This is a genomic window from Stappia sp. BW2 (assembly GCF_008107695.1).
Classification (GTDB): domain Bacteria; phylum Pseudomonadota; class Alphaproteobacteria; order Rhizobiales; family Stappiaceae; genus Roseibium.
Map to the genome: position 1 here is coordinate 1,494,773 of NZ_VIRG01000066.1, position 19,166 is coordinate 1,513,938.

Consider the following 19,166-nt stretch of genomic DNA (forward strand, 5'->3'; position numbering starts at 1 on the left):
GATGCCGCACCAAGTTTGAAGAGATCGAAAGATGAAATTCACCCTTTCCTGGCTCAAGGAGCATCTGGAGACCGACGCCAGCCTGGAGGAGATCGTTGAACGTCTCACCCTGATCGGTCTGGAAGTCGAGGAAGTTACCAACCGCGCCGACCGCCTGAAGCCGTTCCGCATCGCGAAGGTTCTGGAAGCCGAGCAGCATCCGAATGCGGACCGTCTGCGCGTCCTGAAAGTCGACACTGGCGAAGGCGATCCGGTTCAGGTCGTCTGCGGCGCTCCCAATGCCCGCGCCGGTCTTGTCGGCGTGCTCGGCAAGCCGGGCGACTATGTTCCTGGGCTCGACGTGACGCTGTCGGTCGGCAAGATCCGCGACGTGGAAAGCTTCGGCATGATGTGCTCGGAGCGTGAGCTGGAACTTTCCAACGAACATGACGGCATCATCGACCTGCCTGCAGATGCGCCGGTGGGCATGACCTATGCCGAGTGGGCCGGGCTTGACGAGCCGGTCATCGAAATTGGCCTGACCCCGAACCGCCCGGATTGCACCGGCGTTTACGGCATTGCCCGCGACCTGGCCGCTGCCGGTCTCGGCAAGCTGAAGGAACGCAGCAATGAACAGGTTCGCGGCACCTTCCCCTGCCCGGTCGGCGTAACGCTGGACTTCGGCGACACCAAACCGATGTGCAAGGCCTTCGGCCTGCGCCTGGTCAAGGGCGTGAAGAACGGCCCTTCTCCGAAGTGGCTGCAGGACCGCTTGACGGCCATCGGTCTGCGGCCGATCAATGCGCTTGTCGACATGACCAACTACGCCACCTTCGACCAGGGTCGGCCCCTGCATGTGTTCGATGCCGACAAGGTTCACGGCAATCTGGTCGTGCGCCGTGGCAAGTCTGGCGAAACCATAGACGGCCTCAATGGCAAGACCTATGAGCTTGATGACACGATCTGCGTCATTTCCGATGACAACGGCGTGGAAAGCATCGGCGGCATTCTGGGCGGTGAGCCTTCGGGCTGTACGGAAGACACCGTCAATGTGCTGATCGAATCCGCTCTGTGGGACGAAGACGACATTGCCGCAACCGGCCGCAAGCTCGGCGTCAACACGGATGCCCGTTACCGCTTCGAGCGCGGCGTCGACCCGAACTACATGATGCCGGGCCTGGAATATGCCACGCGCATGGTCCTGGACCTGTGCGGCGGTGAGGCGTCGGAAACGGTTCAGGCCGGGTCCGTGCCGGAAACCAGCAAGATCATCGAGTTCCCCTATTCGGAAATCAAGCGCCTGTCTGGTGTCGATGTTCAGCCTGCGGAAGCCAATGTCACGCTGAAATCGCTCGGGTTCTGGATTTCAGGCTCCGGCGACACGGTCAAGGTGGCCGCGCCAAGCTGGCGCCCGGATATCGAAGGCAAAGCCGACCTCGTGGAAGAGGTGGTGCGGATCATCGGTCTGGACCGCGTGCCGTTCACGCCGCTGCCACGTACCGGCACCGTCGGGCAAAAGGTGCTGACCACCGGCCAGATCCGCCGCAACAAGGCGCGCCGGGCCCTGGCCGCCCGCGGTTTCAACGAAGCCGTCACATGGTCGTTCATCGCCAAGGATCACGCCGAACTCTTCGGCGGCGGCAGTGCCGCGCTGGCGCTGGCCAATCCGATTTCCACCGAGATGTCGGACATGCGCCCGAGCCTGCTTCCTGGCCTCCTTGTGGCGGCCCAGCGCAATGCCGACCGGGGATACGGCAATGCTGCCCTGTTCGAGATTGGTCAGGTGTTCGAGAACGACACGCCGGAAGGCCAGAAGATGGTCGCAACCGGTGTGCGCCGCGGTTCTGCAAAGCTGCAGGGCGCAGGCCGCCACTGGTCGGGCGTTTCCCAGACCGTTGACGTGTTCGACGCCAAGGCGGATGCCGAAGCGGCTCTGGCTGCCATCGGCGCACCGGTGGACAAGCTGATGGTGTCGGCAGATGCACCGGCAACGTTCCATCCGGGCCGGTCCGGCTGCCTCAAGCTGGGTCCGAAAAACGTCCTGGCGGTGTTCGGTGAAGTTCATCCGCGCACACTGCAGACGCTCGATATCGAAGGACCGCTGGTCGCATTCGAGATCTTCCTCGATGCCCTGCCCGAACCCAAGAGCAAGAGTGGCCGTTCCAAGGGCGCGCTCGATGTGAGCGGACTGATGCCGGTGCAGCGCGATTTCGCCTTCCTAATCGGCAAGGACGTTTCGGCCGAGGCGCTGCTGAAAGCTGCCCGCGGTGCGGACAAGACCCTGATCAACGATGTCACGCTGTTCGATATCTATGAAGGACAGGGCGTGCCGGAAGGGCAGAAGTCCGTTGCAATCGACGTGACGCTGCAGCCGCGCCAGAAAACTCTGACCGATGAGGAAATCGACGCCGTTGCGAAGAAGATCATCGCCAATGTCGAAAAGGCAACCGGCGGCACGCTGAGAAGCTGATCGGTTTTTTAAAACACTGCAAGAAGGCTGCGCGAAACATCATCGCGCGGCCTTTTTTACTGGCGGGTCTGTCCCAACTCGGCGCAGACCAGAACGGCACACTTCGGATCGTCCTTTGTCGGCACGAACGTCGGGCGCACGGTCTGTCCCGAAAAGCACCGGTTCCGGTCGACCACGAAGCGGTCGAACTTGTAAGGGCCGGACTTCAGGTTGATGGCACCGAATTTCTTGATCAGACCCTGGGTCTGGACACACGTCAGCTGTGTCGTGTCCGGCTGACGCCGGGTCTGCGCTTCTGCCTGCAGCACAGGCACAAGAGCCGCCCCCATGAACAGGCCTGCCTGAAGCGCGAACTTCGCAATTGAAAGCGGTTTTCTTTTATTATGCTCGTTCATCGCAAGGCCTTTCCTGAGTAGTCAGGCGAAGTCATGTATTAAATGTCCGGGTTTTCCGGCAGTCGGCAATCCGTATTTCATATCTGTAGACCGGCTATCAATTGCAACACGGCATTGCTCCATCTGCATGTGAAATAGCAGGAAAAGACTGCAAGGCAGTTAAGACGTCCGCCTCGTCATTCTGTTTTGGAGCATGCAAGAGAAACGCTGCGCCCGAACGGGAAAACACCTGGAACCGGCACGCAACAAAGGCTGTGCCGCCCGGCAACGGAAGCGGCGCGACTAAGCCCTGTTTGATATTGGCAACGGTTACCGTTTGCAGTGTAGCGGGCAATGACCTTCACCCTGACCTGGCTCAATCGTAGCGCCAGGGCTGGGGATTGACGCAGCGAAGCACGTAGCATTTCGCGTTGTCCTTGGTCGGAATATAGGCGCGGCGTGTAACTTCGCCGTGCTGGCAAAAGCTGCGGTTGGCCACGTAGCGGTCGAACGTATAGCGTCCGGTGCTCATCACGACGGCGCCGCGCTGATTGATCAGGGACTGTGCCTGGCCACATGACATGGCAGTGGAATTCGGCCGCCCGGATTGGGCTGCGGACGGCAGAGCCGTCACAAGCACCGCTCCGCAAGCGGCCAGTGCAGCGATAACATGTTTGCGTGACAAGGTATTCATCGGCAATTCCTGAAGTCTCAAAGCGCCCCTGAAACAGATGGCGTCGACACGGCGCATGTCAAGCCGGCAGCGGGCCCCACGCGGTGGGGCTGCATGCCTTTACACAGCATCTTCAAGCACACGTTCTTTACATTGCCCGGCGCACGCCCCTTCCAGAATCGGATAGGTTGCCTCCTCGACAAAAGAGGATCCGCACATGAACGCCGATTTGCCGATGGACGAAAGCGATGCAGGGCTGGGCGATCCCTATGCGGCTTGTGAAGAGGCGCGGCTGACAAGGCTGGAACAGATCCTCAGGTCCGTGCCACACGTGATGGAGATGCTGACCACAATCCGTGATCTTGCTCTGCCGGACGCCTGGCTGGTGTCGGGCGGCATCTACCAGACCGTCTGGAACGTCCTCACCAACCGCCCGATGCTGCATGGCATCAAGGATTTCGACATCATCTATTTCGACGGATCGGAGCTTTCCTACGAGGCTGAAGACGCCGTCATCGGCAAGGTCAACAAAGCCCTGCCCGACTGGGCGCGCCTTCTGGAAGTGCGAAACCAGGCCCGCGTCCACCTGTGGTACGAAAGCCGTTTCGGCAGGCCTTATCGTCCTCTCGACTGTTCGATGGATTCGCTGACAACCTATGCTTCGCGCACCCATTCCGTGGCAGCAAGGCTCACGCAGGACGGGCGCATGGTGATGCATGCGCCTTTTGGCCTCGCCAACCTGTTCGGCATGCGTCTGGTGCCCAATTACACTCAGCCAAATCCGGAAACCTATGCGGAAAAGGCGGAGCGGATGAAAGCGCTCTGGCCGGAGCTGACGGTTTTTCCCTGGGAACAGGCCTGAGATGTGAGGCGGTCGTCTTGCGTACCGGTTTTCAACCGGTCTTGCGCGTGGTCTCATTCCGCTGAGCGGCGGTCAGGTGCCCGAAGTCGGCTGCCTGTTCTGAGATAAGACGCCCGCGGATCAGACCGCGCACCGAATTGCCGACGTAGACGTCCTCGGCTTCCTGCAGATCCTGCAGCGTGAGATCGGCCTCGCTCGCCAGACCGCATTCCAGAAGGCCTGCGCGGAACGTGCCGGGCAGAAGCCCGTGTTGCAGGGCCGGTGTCAGCAACTTGCCGTTCTGCTTCACGAAAAGGGTCGTGTAGCTTCCCTCAGTGAGGTAACCGTTTTCGTTCACGAACAGCACTTCCTGGCAACCGGTTTCCGCCTGATACCGCTCGCGCGTCTCGTCGTAAAAGGCGCGGTTGGTGGTCTTGTGGAACAGGAACCTGTCAGCCGAATGCGTCGTCTCGCGCGCGATGATCAGATTGAACACAGCCTCCGGAGCGGGGGCAGGAAGCTCCACCGAGGTGACAGATACCCCGCCATCTGCCGACAGCAACAGGCGCACACGCCTGGAACCGGCAAAGCTTCGGCTCTGCCGCAGCAGTTCCGCGCGGATCTCTTCTTCCTGGAACCGGAACCCGAAATAGGCGGCCGATGCCTGCAGGCGCTGCATATGCCGTTCCAGAAGCAGGTAACCGTCGCCCGGCTGATAAGCCAGTGTCTCTATCAGGTCGAAGCCGGGCGTTTCTTCGCTCATGAACTTCAGCTTCAGGGTGCATTCGTCGTATTCGGGAGAGGCGCCGCTGTCGAAGATGACGCCGGACCCCGTTCCCGCTTCGCCGCTGCCGTCATCTCGCAGCACCAGCGTCCTGATGGCAACGTTCAGGCGGAAGTCACCGCCGGGCGCAAGGTAACCGATGGAGCCGGTGTAGACGCCGCGCGGGGCTGTCTCCAGGTCGTGGGCAATCTGCATGGCGCTGAGCTTCGGTGCGCCGGTGATCGAACCGCAGGGGAACAGGTGTTCGGTGATGCGCGCAAAGCCGATGTGGCTCGGCACTTCGGCGTCGACCGTGGAGGTCATCTGGTGAAGGCTCTGGTAGCGCTCCACCTCGCACAACCGGGTCACCTTCACCGTACCGGTTTCGGCAATGCGCGACAGGTCGTTGCGCATCAGATCCACGATCATGGTGTTTTCGGAGCGCTGCTTGGGATCGCTGGAAAGCGTGCGCGCAATTGCGGAGTCCTCCGAAGCGTATCGCCCCCGGGGGGCAGTGCCTTTCATCGGCTTCGTTCTGAGGCGTGTTCCCTGGCGTTCCAGAAAAAGTTCCGGCGAGAGTGACAGGATCGTCCGGTCTTCAAGGCGCAGGAAGGCGGCAAACTCCACCGGCTGGCGGCGCAGCAGATCCTGGAAGATCTGCTCCGGTGCCCCCTGGTGCCGAAACCTTGCACGCATGGTCAGGTTGACCTGATAGATGTCGCCTTTCGCCAGGTGGTCGCGCACGCGCGCGAAGGACGTGTCGTAGGCCGCCCTGTCCATGTCGAACTCGGGCTTGCCGATGGCAGCTTTTCCCCCGTCCGCAGCGCCTGCCAGCAGGGCTCTTGCTTCGGCAAGGTCCAGTTCCTCCGGCGCACCGTAAAGCCCGAACCACAGCAAGGGCTCGCCGGTTTCCTGAAACCGCTGCCGCAGCTTTTCCTCAAACGCGAACCCCAGCTCATAGGCGAGAAAGCCCGCGGCATGGCGCCCCTGGTTCTGGGCCGCCTCAAGCCGTTCAAGGCAGCCCCTGACTTCGCTGAGCCGTGTGCAGGAGATAACGTCTTCCGGCGCCTGAAACAGAAGCGCCGACCGCTGTTTCAACAGGTCCAGCAGAAGGACCGATCCGGGCTGGAAGGGAGAGGCAGGTGTCAAAGGGCGTCAGTGTCCGCAAGGGTGAAGAATGCCACCAGCATGGCACGTTTCCAACCGGCCCGCTGGTCCATTACCAACGGCTCATGGCATTCAAGCGGCATCAGGTCAACCCGGCAGGCCCTCAAACGGCAGGGCGCATGAAAAAACCGGCGAACCGGCCGCCGGTTTCAGGCAATCACATCTTGGCAAGAATGCGGTTTCAGGCAGCCACGTCCTTCAGGAAGGCAGTGATTGCCCGGCGCATGTCCTGTGTTTCCAGATCGAGGGTCTCTGCCGCCTCGATCATGGACCCGACGGAGTGGCTGGTGTGTTCGACCGTTTCCCGTACGCCCTCGATGTTGTTGGCAACACGTCCGGTTCCGTCTGCAGCTTCCGCCACGTTGCGCGAGATCTCCTGCGTCGCCGAGCCCTGCTCGCCGACAGCGGCAGCAATCGCGGCCGTGTAGCTGTTGACCTCATCCATTGTCGTGGCAATCATGCCGATGGAGTCCACCGCGTCCTTGGTTTCCGCCTGGATCGCCGCGATCTGGGCACCGATCTCTTCCGTTGCCTTGGAGGTCTGTGTGGCAAGTTCCTTGACCTCGGCGGCGACAACCGCAAAGCCCCTGCCCGCTTCGCCGGCACGAGCTGCCTCGATGGTGGCGTTGAGGGCCAGAAGGTTGGTTTGTTCGGCAATCGCCTGGATCAATGTGACAACCTCGCCGATCCGGCTGGCCGCATCGGCAAGACCCGCAACCTTGCGGTTGCTGGTTTGCGCGTTCTCGGTCGCCTTGTCGACGATGCTGGTGGTCTGTTCGACCTGACGGGAAATTTCGGCAATCGAGGACGACAGCTCCTCGGCGGCGGAGGCAACCATCTGCACGTTGGACGAGGCCGTTTCGGACGCATCCGACACGGATCCGGCCCGCGCAGAGGTGTTTTCGGTCACCGTTCCCAGGTCGGAAGCTGCGTCGCGCATTTCGCGCACCTTCATGCCGACAGCATCGAGCTTGGCAGCGATATCGCCTTCAAACGCGCTGATGCGTTCGTTGACGGCCTGCTGCTTGGCACGCTCCGCTTCTTCGTCCCGGGCAGCCTGCTGTTGCAACGCCATCGACCCGGCACGAGCAGCCTCTGCATCTTCGCGCTCCGTGTCGGAAACGGCGAACGCCTGTGCCAGATTGTTGGCCATCCACCACAGCCCGCCGACTTCGGCAGCCATGATGAGCGCATGAAACACCACGCGAGTGAAATCCGCCCCACCGGGGAAAATGGCCCAGGGCATGGCGAAGTTCAGCACAAGGTGATGCACGGCAAACACGGCTGCATAGGCGACCAGCGCCCGCCAATCGACCCAGCTTGCCAGGACCGCCAGCACAGCAAAGAAATATATCTGCGCATCGAGCTGATAGGAGACTTGCCCGTCCGGCACCGCCAGCGCGGCCACGAACAGGGCAACCAGACCGGCAAGGGATATGGCCGTGGCAAGGCGCGTTTCGACACCGGCTCCGAATTTGACCCAGGTGCCGGTGGCCGCCACACCGAGCAGCAGCGCAGCCCCGCAGACGGTGACAACCGAAACGCTGCCGCCCCACCAGGCCGTACCCATGACGAGGAAGACATTGATCCAGATAAAGTGGATCACCGTTCGGGCAAACTTCTGCCGGAACCGGTCCAGGCCGGAAAGCTGATCCGGTTGAGACATTTCCTCGATGTTCATTTCATCTGCTCCAGAGAGACACCGCTCAATCGTCTGCAGGCTTGCGCAACAAAGGAAGGCGCCACGAATCCGGCTCCCGAGGTGTCAGGACCTGCGAAGGATTGCCCTTCGCCTGTCCCGGTGAGTGTCACCCGGTTTCTGTTCCCGACGAACACCGCGCGTGGCCCCTCACTGACGGATACCAGTGCCCCTACCAGGATCAGCAGACAGCTCGCCGGAAAATACACCGCCACGAAGTTTTTGCCGAACGGCTCACCGAATCGATCCTTCAACGCTTCTGCGTTAGACCGATGTTCGCAGCGTGACTTTAAGAAACTCTGAAAACTCTACTTGCGGTCGTTTTGCTATACACAGCCTGGAAAGTTGTTTTTGCTGCAAGACCTGCACCTCTGAGGAAAGCGGTCAGGCCTTTCCATAATGACCCGCTCGGAACAGTTAGCAAAAAGGGGCAACGCCCTCGCAGACGCTGCCCCTTGCAACAAAACGCAGAATTCGGTGTGACCGTCAGGCGGTCTGCCCCAACCCGACGGGGCACGCGACGCCGGTGCCGCCGATACCGCAATAGCCTGCCGGATTCTTGGCCAGATATTGCTGGTGGTAGTCTTCGGCGAAATAGAAAGTGTCCAGTTCCCGGATTTCGGTCGTGATGCTGCTGGTCACGCCGCCGGCCTTCAGGGCTGCCTGATAGGCCTGCCGGGACTGCTCGGCCTGCGCAAGATCGTCGCCATCCTTCACATAGACCGCAGACCGATACTGGGTGCCGGTGTCGTTGCCCTGGCGCATACCCTGGGTCGGGTCGTGGTTTTCCCAGAAGACCTTGAGCAGCTCGCCCAGAGAGATCTCCGCCGGGTCATAGACAACCAGAACGGCTTCGGTGTGGCCCGTGCGCCCGGTGCAGGTCTCATGATAGGTCGGGTTCGGCGTGTAGCCGCCCGCATAGCCCACCGCCGTGACATAGACGCCAGGCAACTGCCAGAACATGCGTTCGGCCCCCCAGAAGCAGCCCATTCCAACAACAAGGGTTTTCATGCCGTCCGGATACGGGCCTGTCAGCGGCCGTCCGTTGACGAAATGCGGCTCTGCTGGCCGGATCGCTTCGGAACGCCCCGGCAAAGCCTCGTCCTTGGCCGGCAGCGAAAATTTCTTTGTCAGCATCGTCATGAACGACATGGCACTCTCCCGCGTTTGCCGGCACGCTTCCCGTAATTGACCGGGACCGGGCCGACTGATCTCAGGAGCATAATGTGGCGCAGCAGCACCTGGTTTCCAAGGGGCCTGTCACACAAGAGTGTCCGGTTGTGCGCCTTCGGGCCCGTTATACCTTCCGGCGATTGGCCGGATCAGGCGTAGAGCGCGCGCTGGCGCTGGCGCTTTGCTCCAAGCCAGAGCAACGCCAGACCGATGGGGGCAAACACGGCCCAGACCGGCCATGTCAGGACAGTCTCTTTCAGGGTCTGCCACACTGTCGGGTCGAAGGAGGCCACAATATTGGCTTCCGCCAGTTCAAGCGAGGCAGGTGAAAGGTTCTGCCAAACCTGGCCGAGCTGTGCGAGGTGGATTTCGGAAAGAGCAATGGAAGAACTTGCATCGGAGATACCGGCGATAATCGCGACGGCGACAAACCCATATCCAAAGATGCGGAATAAAAACTTCAAAACACTGATCATCGTTCTGCTTTCAGCCTTACACACTTACAAACTGAGCGCCTTGGTCCAATGAGGCTTTCAAATAATAGCCGCCGGATGTTGAGCATTCCTTTAGGGTAATATCACCCGGCACAGGAACAAGATTTGATATTCAACACATTCTTGTGACTTTGGTTCGCTGGTTTCGCAAGTGTTTTTCCTCTCACTTGCTTGCATGGTAAACCGTCTAAATTAAAGGTTGTACCGTGAAAACTGACTTAACACCTTGCATCCAGGCCGGTCTGACTGGTTGCCTATGACAGCGGGGCAGACCGCAAGTCCGTTCTGCCTGCTTCAGGGCCGTACCGAAACCTGGCAAGGGCCCTTTTTGCAAGCCTCCTCCAGCCTCACAGGTTTCAATGCTGATTCTGTGTAGTCCGGTTGACCCAACCATGCCCAAGACCCCGCCGCCTCTGCCTTGCCAACGAGGCAACACACATGATTTTCCGATCCGTATCCTGCCGCCTTTCCCGGCACGTTCCAGCCGTTTTTCCTCCTTGCATCGCGCCCTTGAATGCCTTGAAAATCAACATCTGCCGGGCACCGGAAAAAAAACTTGTTCAGGTGCTTGCACTTGGTCGCGCCATGGGTATATTGCGCCCCACTCAAGCGGGTGACGCTTGCGACGGACAGGTGGCCGAGTGGTTGAAGGCGCACGCCTGGAACGCGTGTATACGGGCAACCGTATCGAGGGTTCGAATCCCTCTCTGTCCGCCATTTCCATCCTTGCGCCGCCGCCTTCGGCACCTTGAGCGCTTGGCTCCGGGTTTGGATCTTCTCCTCGGTCCTTCGCCATATTCTCCTCCGCACTTCCCGATCTATTGCCAGCCTGGCATCTGGTCTTGTCGCCAGCGCCATCAGTCAGCTCGTATCTGCACCGGGTTAATCTAAATGGCAGACCCCGACATCCTTTTCTGTGTCCCGACACAAAAAGGGGCCGGTCACACCGGCCCCTCCTCGTGTGTTGCTTCTGCCGTCAACCGATGCGGATCGACTTGACGTTGACGAACTCCTTCAGCCCTTCCGGGCCGTGTTCACGGCCGTAGCCGGATGTCTTCACACCTCCAAAGGGCATCGTCGGGTAGGCAACGTTGAAGGTATTGATAAACACCATGCCGGTGTCAAAATGCTCCGCTGCCAGTTTGCGGGCACGTTCGGTGTCCTTGCTGAAGATGCCCCCGCCGAGACCGTAACGGCTGCTGTTGGCGATCCGCATGGCGTCTTCGTCGTCTTTCGCACGAATGATAGCTGCGGCCGGGCCGAACAATTCGTCCTCGTAGGCAGGTTGGCCCGGCGCGACATCCGCCAGCACCGTGGCCGGATAGAACCAGCCCGTACGGTCCGGGATCTTGCCGCCGACCACCAGGCGCGCACCCTTGTCGATGCTCTCTTGAACCTGATCATGCAGTTCGTCGCGCTGCTTTTTGGTCACCATCGGGCCCAACTGGGTGTCTTCGTCGGACGGATCGCCGAGCTTGATAGCTTCGAAGGCCTCTGCATAAGCCTTGACGAAAGCATCGTAGTTCTTCTCGGTCACGATGAACCTCTTGGCGTTCACGCAAGTCTGGCCGTTATTGTAGAGACGTCCCTGCACGCAGGTTTTGACGGCGACATCGAGGTCGGCATCGTCCAGCACCAGATAGGCGTCGTTGGACCCCAGTTCGAGGACCGTCTTCTTGACCAGTTCGGCAGCCTTTGCGCCGACCACGCGGCCGGCCTTGTCGCTGCCGGTCAGCGTGACACCGCGGACGCGCTCGTCTTCAATGATCTTGTCCGACTGGTCGTGCGAGATCAGCAGCACGCCGAACAGTCCCTTGGGCAGGCCGGCCCGCTCATAAAGATCGCGCAGGAACAGACCGCTGCCGGTGCAGGCCTCGGCATGTTTCAGCAGAACGCCGTTTCCGGCCATCAGGCTGGCGATGGAATAGCGGACAGCCTGGTAGGCGGGAAAGTTCCAAGGCTGAATGCCATAGACCACCCCGATGGGCGAATGCGTGACGTAGCCCTTGCCACTGTCGACCTCGCGCTCTTCATCAGCCAGGGCCTGCGGACCGGCCTTGGCCGTGTAATCGCAGATGGCCGCGCAAAGGCTCACCTCACCGAGGCTGTCCTTGAGCAGCTTGCCCACTTCGTCGGTCATCAGCGTGGCGAACTCGTCCTTCGACTTGCGCAGTTCCTCACCAATTGCCGCGATGACCTTGGCACGCTCCTCAAGGCTTTTCAGACGCCAGTCGAGAAATGCCTTGTGACTGGCCTCCACGACAGCCATGGCTTCCGCGTCGGACATATAGGAATAGGACGTGATTTCCTGTTCGGTCAGGGGATTGATGGTCGTGAGAGACTTGGACATGGGGCGTATTCCTTCCGGTTCTATTATTCGTTGAAAAAAGACGATCAGCCGTGGGCGGAGCGATGTCTGGACAACGTCTTGTCGACGTCTGCCAAGGCCCCCATGACCTCCTTCTGCCAACCACCCTGAGGCAGTTTGCGGATGGAGGAATGAGCGGCACACACGATGGGGGTGTCGGACCATGCGTATGCGAGCTCGCGCGCCCACCGCTCATAGTCGTCGGCGGCGCCGGCACGCTTCTGCAACGCCTTGGCGAGCTGAGGATGGAACCTCAGTTTGGACTGCGGCAGCAGCTTGCCAAGCAAGCCCGGCGCGGCCAGCACATTGAGCGTGTCATCGACATGGACAATGCCGCTTTCCCGGTGGCGAACGAGGACCGAGGCAACGTGCACGTTCTTGTGGGGAGAAACGAAGTCGACACCCTTGGGCACGGTAAACTGGAAGTCCTCGGCGAACTCTTGCCAGGTCGTTTCCTGCTCGATCCTTCCCGCCTCCCAGGGCAGATCCGGCACCTGCTCAAGATGGCGGCGCGTGCCAATGAGGCGGGCATGGGGAAGAAGCGCGTGAACGGCGGCACAATGGAGCGTGTGGAACGGATGGACGTTCACGATCGCCTCGATGGCACGTCCCTCGTCCGTCAAAGACAAAAGTGCGTTCCGGTCGTCTTCATCCAGGTCATAACTGTCGAGAAGCAGAAACTTTCCGTTTGCCCGCCGTACAAGCGACATGTGGGTGCCGAAGTTGATGACCTTGGCGATTTTGAAATCGCCCCGAAACGTCCAGAAATTGTCTGCCAGTTGCCTCATGAGGCGGCTTTCCCTCCGATAAGGATGCGTGCTGACGGGCTGAGCCGTCTGTCCTTAAACGGATGGGGGCAAGGTCCGTTCCCGCGACAAAATGGACCCGGCCGCAACGTGGCCCAGACACTCACCGCCTGTCGACCAGGCTGCGTGGCAGCTGCCAAGCACCCGCATGCGCCCTCATCCCGCAGTCGCGGCGGCGTGCGCTTTCAGGTGCTCGCAAGCAAAGGCGCTGAACCCTTGCTCCGGATTATCGCCCGGGAAAGCTGGTTCACGTTCGCGGGAAGCAGGCAGGGAAAATCAAGGATTAGAGAAAGCTCCCGCAATCCGAAGATTGCGGGAATTGTGCTAGGCCACTTCGGCGGGATCCAGAAAACCACCGGACTGTCTGTTCCAGAGCTGGGCATAAACGCCGCCCTTTTCCAGAAGCCGCTTGTGGGATCCTTCTTCAATGATCCGGCCCTGATCCATGATGATGAGCCGGTCCATCGCCGCGATGGTGGACAGACGGTGGGCAATGGCGATGACCGTTTTGCCCTTCATCAGATCAAACAGGCTCTCCTGGATTGCGGCCTCGACTTCCGAATCCAGAGCCGATGTCGCCTCGTCCAGGATCAGGATCGGCGCATCCTTCAAAAGAACCCGGGCAATCGCGATCCGCTGACGCTGCCCGCCTGAGAGCTTGACGCCACGCTCGCCGACATGCGCATCAAGTCCGCGCCGTCCCCTGAAATCCTGAAGGTCAGGAATGAAGGACATGGCGTGGGCCTTTTCGGCTGCCACGATTGCCTCTTCCCGGGTTGCACCGGAGCGGCCGTAGACGATGTTGTCCAGCACCGAGCGATGCAGCAGCGACGTGTCCTGGGTGACCATGCCGATCTGTGCCCGCAAGCTGTCCTGAGTGACTGCGCCGATGTCCTGGCCATCGATGAGAATACGCCCACCTTCCAGGTCGTAGAAGCGCATCAGCAAGTTGACAAGCGTGGATTTACCGGCACCGGACCGCCCGACCAGACCCACCTTCTCGCCGGGTTCGATCTTCACGGACAGTTCCTCGATGACGCCTTCGTCCTTTCCATAGTGGAAGCGGATGCGATCGAAGACGATCTCGCCCCTGGAGACTGCCAGCGGCTTGGCACCTTCCCGATCCACGAGGGTGTGCGGCTGGGAGATCGTTGACATGCCTTCCTGAACCGTTCCGACATTTTCGAAGATGTCGGTCGTGATCCACATGATCCAGGCAGACATGTTGACGATGCGCACCGACAAGGTGATGGCCAGCGTCAGCGACCCGACCGTGACGAGACCGCTCTGCCAGAGGCTGATCCCAAGCGCACTCAGGGACGCGATGAAGATGCCGTTGACGATCCACAGCAGGATGACCATCTGCGTCAGCGGCCGAAGGATATCGTAGAATTTCCTGGTGTGATCCTCCAGCGCCTCGCGGGTATAGGCTTCCTCATTCCGGCCCGCGGCGAACAGTTTGACGGTCAGAATATTGGTGTAGCTGTCGACGATCCGCCCTGTCAGGCTCGAGCGCGCTTCGGACATGACCGCCGAGCGCTCCTTGATCTTGGGAACGAAGTGGCTCAGCAGACCCACGTATATGATCAGCCAGCCGGCAAGCGGCAGGATCAGCCAGGCATCGACACCGGCAAACAGATAGATGGCGGACACGACGTAGATCAGCACAAACCAGATCGCATCGATCAATGACACGACGGAGCCGCGCAAAGACGGTCCCGTCTGAATGATCTTGTTCGCAATCCGCCCGGCAAAATCGTTGTTGAAGTAGGACAACGACTGTCCCAGAACGTGTTTATGCGTCTGCCAGCGCACGAGGTTTGTCATGGCCGGCTCGATGATCTGGAACTTGATCATGGTGTGGCCTGCACCGAACAGCGGACGCAGGAAGACAACCACCACCAGCATCCAGACCAGTTCGCTGCCATGCTCGGAAAGCAGCCGATCGGGGCCGGTCGTGTTCAGATAGTCGACGATCCGCCCCAGGTAATCGAAGAGCGCAACCTCGATGATGGAAACCACGAAACCAAACGCCATGAGCCATGCCAGCGGTTTCCAGATCTGGCGGATGAAATGCCAGTAAAACGCGCTCAGATCGGAAGGGGGCGGGGTTCCGTCGTGGTGCTTGAAAGGGGAAACAATGTTTTCAAGGTAAGTGAAGACCGTGTTCATCGGTCAGGTGCTCCGTTCAAAGGTAGAGACTTTCGAAAAAATCGTACCGGGACGGAGATGCTCGTGAGAGATTCGGGTCGCGGACGGTACGGATGAAATGCTGATACCGACACGGGAACCGAAATTGGTCTGCGTGCCGGTCTAGTTTTGACCGAGGGTTCGCATAGGGATCTCTTGAGTTGTGATTGCTGTTGAACACGAAGGCCGGCGCCCGTGCAAAAAGTGCACACCGTCCGACATTGCAACCCTAGCGACAGTTTTGGGCAGATCAAGTTGAAAATGTGAGGGGGAGCGATAGACAGGTGCACACGTGTGAATTGCGCCACACTTTCGGTACACCATCCACCCGTCGCTGCCGGCCTTGCCGGATCAGCAAGCGGCAGCAGCCCCGGCTCGCGCAGAAGTTTGTCCGCGTGCCTGACTGTTGATTGAAGGATGGGAGGCAAGGCACACTTCAAGCACTATATGGGAAGACAAAGACAAGACGCCTGAACAAAGGGTGCCCTCGTGATTGAGGTTGCTCCTGGAACTTGACCTATATCCGTTGGCCCAACGAAGCTGGCTGCAAGCGTGTGAGGAAATGCCATGAACGAAAGCCAGACGAAATTGACTGCCGCGGAAGCAAAAGGCCTTCGCACCGCCAAGGAGCTTGAGGCTCATCTTTCATGGCTTGAAACCTTCACACCTGCGGCGCTCGGAGTTCTCGCCATCGCTTCGGGCATCTACACCTACCTGGGAGTGTCTTCCTTGCTGGAGGATACGGGGGCGATGAGTTTCTTCGCGGCCGTGGCCTATTCGGTCGCCGTGTCGGTCGGCATATTCGTGTTCTGGAGTTACATGCTTCGGCTCATGCCTGCGATGCGCAGCGCAGCGGGGTTCATGGGGCTTTCGATTTCGATGCTCGTGGGATCAGCGGCGATCATTGCCATGTCGAGCTGGCTCAACGCCGCCGCCCTTGCGGGATCGGCGGCTGTCGAACAACACCTGGACACGACAGTGCGTGACTACCAGGCGGCTTTGGAACAGGCACATGAAATCGCCCTCTCGGGCCAGGCTCTCGGACGCGAGGTTCAACGTGCCAAGGAAACATTCGAAGCACTGGCCCAACAGGAACGCTCCGGCGAGCTCTCTGGCGCAGCAGGCGAAGGTGCTGTCTTTCGCGTTCTGACGCAAAAAACAGAAGAGCTCCAGAACCTTGAGGCACAAATAGCGGAACAGCAGCCACTGATCGACTCTGCCTTTGACCAGGGCAACCAGATCCTTGGACGCATGCGAGCCCTGACAGTTGCCCCCGGCCCGGTTGAGCAAAGGTCGGTCGCGTTTTCGGAGGAAAGCGTGCGTCTTGCCGGTGTCATTGCCAGCCTGAACCAGTACTCCGTTGCGCCGCTCGTCGCGCGCGCTGCCGAGGACCTGCCGGCATCTGTCGTGCTTCCCGAACTTGATGGCCGAAACAGCAGCGTGCGAGACGCGCAATCAAGCACCATCACATCCGTGTTGAACGCACTCGACCAACGTAGCCAAACCCTGAGGCGCGCCGCTGACGAGGTGCTGGCGTTGGAGCCACCGCAGGAGACGGCCTATAATCCGATCTCAAGCGCTGACGCCGTGATCAGATACGCAGGCAATTTTGTCCCCTCTTGGGCTGGAGCCATCGCGATTGACCTTCTGCCGGCCGTTCTGGTCTTTATCCTGGCGATCACCCAATCAGCCATCCGCAGCGGCCGAGATGGACTGAGCATCGAGGAAACGCTCACGCTCGCAGACCTGAAGGCGGCGATCAACGCGATGAAAGATGTTGAGGCTTCGATGGGTGCGGCAGACAAGGAAGTCTTGCGCCGTGTCGCAGATGCGGAAACGTCCGAGCCTGCAAATCTGAATGCCGCGGAGTAGCACGACGTGTTTTCCGAGCGCTTTGATACCTCGCGGATAACCATCCAGCGCAGCTTGAAATGGGTCCTGATCGCACAGGCGCTTCTGGCGGTCGTTCTGGTTCTTCTGGATTTGCCAACTCAATGGATGCCGCGGCTCGGCGGGAACGATGCCCTGCCGACCGGCCCGACGACTCCCGGCGATCAGGTAAGACGTTACGAACCAACCCGAACCTTTCCCGACTTTACTCAACCACCTACGCCGTCGACCATCGAAATTCCTGGTGAGATGCCTCCCAGGCTCCAGTTCAAGGTGGTCGACGGGGGCGAACAGGATGACGCAATTTTCATGAATGGCCGGATCTCATCCGGAGACGCTCAACGCTTTGAAAGCTTCCTGGCCAGCCTGGAGGACGTCCCCAAGGTGGTTACGCTCCATAGCCCCGGCGGAAATGTGAGTGAGGCATTGGCAATAGGCCGGAGCCTGCGCGCAGCCGACCTGGAGACCGCGCTGCAGCCCGGTCTGGTCTGCCTGTCTTCGTGTCCTTACATCTTTGCGGCCGGCGTGAAGCGTTCAGCGTCCAAAACGTCAGCCATCGGCATGCATCAGCATTTCTATGATGCCCCCGGCTACATGCCTGTTTTCCTGGCGGTGGAAGAGATTCAGTACGGCCAGGGGGATACCATGAAATACCTCATCGAGATGGGTATCGACCCAGGCCTGATGGTGCATTCTCTCAACACGCCCCCCAAGGAAATCTACATTCTGGCTGAAGATGAACTTCTCGATACCAAGCTTGCGACGGACATTCTGGACTGAACGCCGTTGAGCAGAAGTCGTATCGAGGCCCCTGAGTGCCGGCTTGCAGGCGCATTGCCGACCGTCGGCCAGGTTCCCCGCTCCGCCGCTCTGTCCACCTGGAACGAGCTCAAGACGGGTAGTACAGCCCGCTTGCTCTCATCGGGTTTAGCTGACATTTACGCGCTGGTAAGTTGTTGCGGTGCGGTCTACCAAAGCCGCCATTCATTGCATCCGCGAAGACGCGTGGCTGCCAGATGCCGGCACTGCGGACAAACCGGACCTCAGGCTCGCGAGTTTGAATGTCTGGATTTCGGGCGAGTCGGTTGAATACACATTGTCGGGCTCTCCATCGTGCTTGCCCATGACTTTGTCTTTCCGCACAACACAGTTGCGATAGTCTGGAGCTACTATTAATCAACCGGCAAATTGAACGTCGCCTAACACAATCGGAATTCACGCAAAAATGCCCGCAAAGCTCTGTCTCAGCCTTGTCGTCTGGGTTGCAATTCTGTCAACCCCGGCATTGAGCCAATCATGCACCGAGTTGTGCGACCCAGAATGGTGGTCAAAGGCCACCGACTCGGAAGTACAACAAAAGCTGAACGTATCGGACCTGGAGGCGACCGACGAAAATGGGGACACTGCCCTTTTGACTGCGTTGGGGAATGAGGACCTGCGTGCCGTGAAAGCGCTGCTTGCTGCAGGGGTCAACGTCAACACCAGGTTTTATCGAGGCTATACCCCGCTCATGTATGCCGTCGAGGAGAAAAATGCGGAAATCATGCGCCTGCTTCTAAATGCCGGCGCTGATCCAAACGTACAGCGAGAATCCGGCGAAACAGTCCTGATGGATGTGCTTGCGTATGATCGGGTTCCAGAAATCGTGCCTGACCTGCTGGCCGCAGGTGCGGACCCCAATGCGCGAGAGACTGAAAACGACTTCACACCACTTTTGTGGGCCGTTTTGAACAATGATCTTGGTTCCGTCATTGCGTTGATTGGCGCGGGCGCGGATATATCGGCCCAAGGCGCCTATGACACACCATTGCTCTCACATGCCATACGCGATGCGAGCCTGGAGATGGTCATGCTGCTGATTGCCAACGGAGCGGATGTGAATGCCCGTGACGAAGATGGAGCAACACCGTTGATGGAAGCTGCTTTTGAGGACAATGTTCCTGCTGCGAAAGCTCTGTTGGCCCAGCAAGCGGATGTGGAAATTCAAGATAAACATGGTGGCTCTGCCCTCATGATAGCAGCTGCGAATGCATCACCCGAACTGATCGTCCAATTACTGAACGCAGATGCCAAACTTGAAATCAAAGATAACAATGGTTTTACCGCTTTCATGCGTGCAGCGTATAGAGGGAAAACTGAAAGCGTCCTTGTGTGTCCGTCGTCAGGTAAATTGAGACATCAAGCGGCCTGACTAAAGGAGGGTCTGGCACATCTGGGTTTCAGTTAAGCAGCGGATTTGGCGTGCTGCAAGCGCCGCTGTTTCATGGTCCTCCTCTTGA

14 protein-coding genes and 1 tRNA gene are annotated in these 19,166 nt (G+C 59.5%); 6 read left to right on the forward strand and 9 right to left on the reverse strand.

Annotated elements, in window-relative coordinates:
* Positions 1-31: 31 nt before the first annotated feature.
* On the forward strand, positions 32-2,449 hold the full coding sequence (gene pheT / locus FMN63_RS18350; protein ID WP_148585529.1) for a phenylalanine--tRNA ligase subunit beta: 2,418 nt from the start codon (positions 32-34) through the stop codon (positions 2,447-2,449).
* 56 nt (positions 2,450-2,505) lie between these two features.
* Here pheT and FMN63_RS18355 read toward each other — a convergent pair whose 3' ends face one another.
* Positions 2,506-2,844: a hypothetical protein gene (locus tag FMN63_RS18355; protein WP_148585530.1), complete on the reverse strand. Its 339-nt coding sequence runs from the start codon at positions 2,842-2,844 to the stop codon at positions 2,506-2,508.
* Between the two features lie 355 nt (positions 2,845-3,199).
* Positions 3,200-3,517: a hypothetical protein gene (locus FMN63_RS18360; RefSeq protein ID WP_148585531.1), complete on the reverse strand. Its 318-nt coding sequence runs from the start codon at positions 3,515-3,517 to the stop codon at positions 3,200-3,202.
* Between the two features lie 196 nt (positions 3,518-3,713).
* Here FMN63_RS18360 and FMN63_RS18365 point away from each other — a divergent pair, with 196 nt between their 5' ends.
* Positions 3,714-4,358, forward strand: coding sequence for a nucleotidyltransferase family protein (locus tag FMN63_RS18365; protein ID WP_148585532.1), 645 nt, complete (start codon positions 3,714-3,716; stop codon positions 4,356-4,358).
* 31 nt (positions 4,359-4,389) lie between these two features.
* Here FMN63_RS18365 and pabB read toward each other — a convergent pair whose 3' ends face one another.
* The 4 genes from pabB to FMN63_RS18390 form a co-directional block, all read right to left on the reverse strand.
* The gene (gene pabB, locus FMN63_RS18370; RefSeq protein WP_148585533.1) at positions 4,390-6,249 is read right to left on the reverse strand and encodes an aminodeoxychorismate synthase component I; all 1,860 of its coding nucleotides are present in this window, start codon (positions 6,247-6,249) and stop codon (positions 4,390-4,392) included.
* A gap of 199 nt (positions 6,250-6,448) precedes the next feature.
* On the reverse strand, positions 6,449-7,948 hold the full coding sequence (locus tag FMN63_RS18375; protein WP_148585534.1) for a methyl-accepting chemotaxis protein: 1,500 nt from the start codon (positions 7,946-7,948) through the stop codon (positions 6,449-6,451).
* Between the two features lie 504 nt (positions 7,949-8,452).
* The gene (gene msrA, locus FMN63_RS18385) at positions 8,453-9,118 is read right to left on the reverse strand and encodes a peptide-methionine (S)-S-oxide reductase MsrA (protein WP_162530067.1); all 666 of its coding nucleotides are present in this window, start codon (positions 9,116-9,118) and stop codon (positions 8,453-8,455) included.
* Positions 9,119-9,288: 170 nt separating this feature from the next.
* Positions 9,289-9,603 carry a hypothetical protein gene (locus tag FMN63_RS18390; protein ID WP_209001173.1) on the reverse strand — a complete coding sequence of 105 codons (315 nt, stop codon included), beginning with the start codon at positions 9,601-9,603 and terminating at the stop codon, positions 9,289-9,291.
* 657 nt (positions 9,604-10,260) lie between these two features.
* Here FMN63_RS18390 and FMN63_RS18395 point away from each other — a divergent pair.
* Positions 10,261-10,350, forward strand: a tRNA-Ser gene (locus FMN63_RS18395).
* A 259-nt stretch (positions 10,351-10,609) separates the two neighbouring features.
* Here the strand turns inward: FMN63_RS18395 and FMN63_RS18400 are convergent.
* The 3 genes from FMN63_RS18400 to FMN63_RS18410 all read right to left on the reverse strand — a co-directional run bounded on the left by FMN63_RS18400 (position 10,610) and on the right by FMN63_RS18410 (position 14,979).
* The gene (locus FMN63_RS18400; RefSeq protein ID WP_148585535.1) at positions 10,610-11,983 is read right to left on the reverse strand and encodes an NAD-dependent succinate-semialdehyde dehydrogenase; all 1,374 of its coding nucleotides are present in this window, start codon (positions 11,981-11,983) and stop codon (positions 10,610-10,612) included.
* A gap of 44 nt (positions 11,984-12,027) precedes the next feature.
* The gene (locus FMN63_RS18405) at positions 12,028-12,789 is read right to left on the reverse strand and encodes a hypothetical protein (RefSeq protein WP_162855050.1); all 762 of its coding nucleotides are present in this window, start codon (positions 12,787-12,789) and stop codon (positions 12,028-12,030) included.
* Between the two features lie 342 nt (positions 12,790-13,131).
* On the reverse strand, positions 13,132-14,979 hold the full coding sequence (locus FMN63_RS18410) for an ABC transporter ATP-binding protein (protein WP_148585536.1): 1,848 nt from the start codon (positions 14,977-14,979) through the stop codon (positions 13,132-13,134).
* A 585-nt stretch (positions 14,980-15,564) separates the two neighbouring features.
* Here FMN63_RS18410 and FMN63_RS18415 point away from each other — a divergent pair.
* The 3 genes from FMN63_RS18415 (at position 15,565) to FMN63_RS18425 (ending at position 19,078) form a co-directional block, all read left to right on the forward strand.
* Positions 15,565-16,869, forward strand: a complete 1,305-nt coding sequence (locus FMN63_RS18415; RefSeq protein WP_148585537.1) for a hypothetical protein — start codon at positions 15,565-15,567, stop codon at positions 16,867-16,869.
* 6 nt (positions 16,870-16,875) lie between these two features.
* Positions 16,876-17,667 carry a COG3904 family protein gene (locus FMN63_RS18420; protein WP_148585538.1) on the forward strand — a complete coding sequence of 264 codons (792 nt, stop codon included), beginning with the start codon at positions 16,876-16,878 and terminating at the stop codon, positions 17,665-17,667.
* A 445-nt stretch (positions 17,668-18,112) separates the two neighbouring features.
* The gene (locus FMN63_RS18425; protein ID WP_148585539.1) at positions 18,113-19,078 is read left to right on the forward strand and encodes an ankyrin repeat domain-containing protein; all 966 of its coding nucleotides are present in this window, start codon (positions 18,113-18,115) and stop codon (positions 19,076-19,078) included.
* Positions 19,079-19,166: the final 88 nt, after the last annotated feature.

Excerpts from the sequence above, each read along its gene's own strand:
- FMN63_RS18405 (WP_162855050.1), bottom strand. The coding sequence starts at position 12,789 with ATGAGGCAACTGGCAGACAATTTCTGGACGTTTCGGGGCGATTTCAAA.
- FMN63_RS18415 (WP_148585537.1), top strand. The coding sequence starts at position 15,565 with ATGAACGAAAGCCAGACGAAATTGACTGCCGCGGAAGCAAAAGGCCTT.
- FMN63_RS18410 (WP_148585536.1), bottom strand. The coding sequence starts at position 14,979 with ATGAACACGGTCTTCACTTACCTTGAAAACATTGTTTCCCCTTTCAAG.
- FMN63_RS18360 (WP_148585531.1), bottom strand. The coding sequence starts at position 3,517 with ATGAATACCTTGTCACGCAAACATGTTATCGCTGCACTGGCCGCTTGC.
- FMN63_RS18355 (WP_148585530.1), bottom strand. The coding sequence starts at position 2,844 with ATGAACGAGCATAATAAAAGAAAACCGCTTTCAATTGCGAAGTTCGCG.
- FMN63_RS18365 (WP_148585532.1), top strand. The coding sequence starts at position 3,714 with ATGAACGCCGATTTGCCGATGGACGAAAGCGATGCAGGGCTGGGCGAT.
- FMN63_RS18375 (WP_148585534.1), bottom strand. The coding sequence starts at position 7,948 with ATGAACATCGAGGAAATGTCTCAACCGGATCAGCTTTCCGGCCTGGAC.
- FMN63_RS18400 (WP_148585535.1), bottom strand. The coding sequence starts at position 11,983 with ATGTCCAAGTCTCTCACGACCATCAATCCCCTGACCGAACAGGAAATC.
- msrA (WP_162530067.1), bottom strand. The coding sequence starts at position 9,118 with ATGTCGTTCATGACGATGCTGACAAAGAAATTTTCGCTGCCGGCCAAG.
- FMN63_RS18425 (WP_148585539.1), top strand. The coding sequence starts at position 18,113 with ATGCCCGCAAAGCTCTGTCTCAGCCTTGTCGTCTGGGTTGCAATTCTG.
- pheT (WP_148585529.1), top strand. The coding sequence starts at position 32 with ATGAAATTCACCCTTTCCTGGCTCAAGGAGCATCTGGAGACCGACGCC.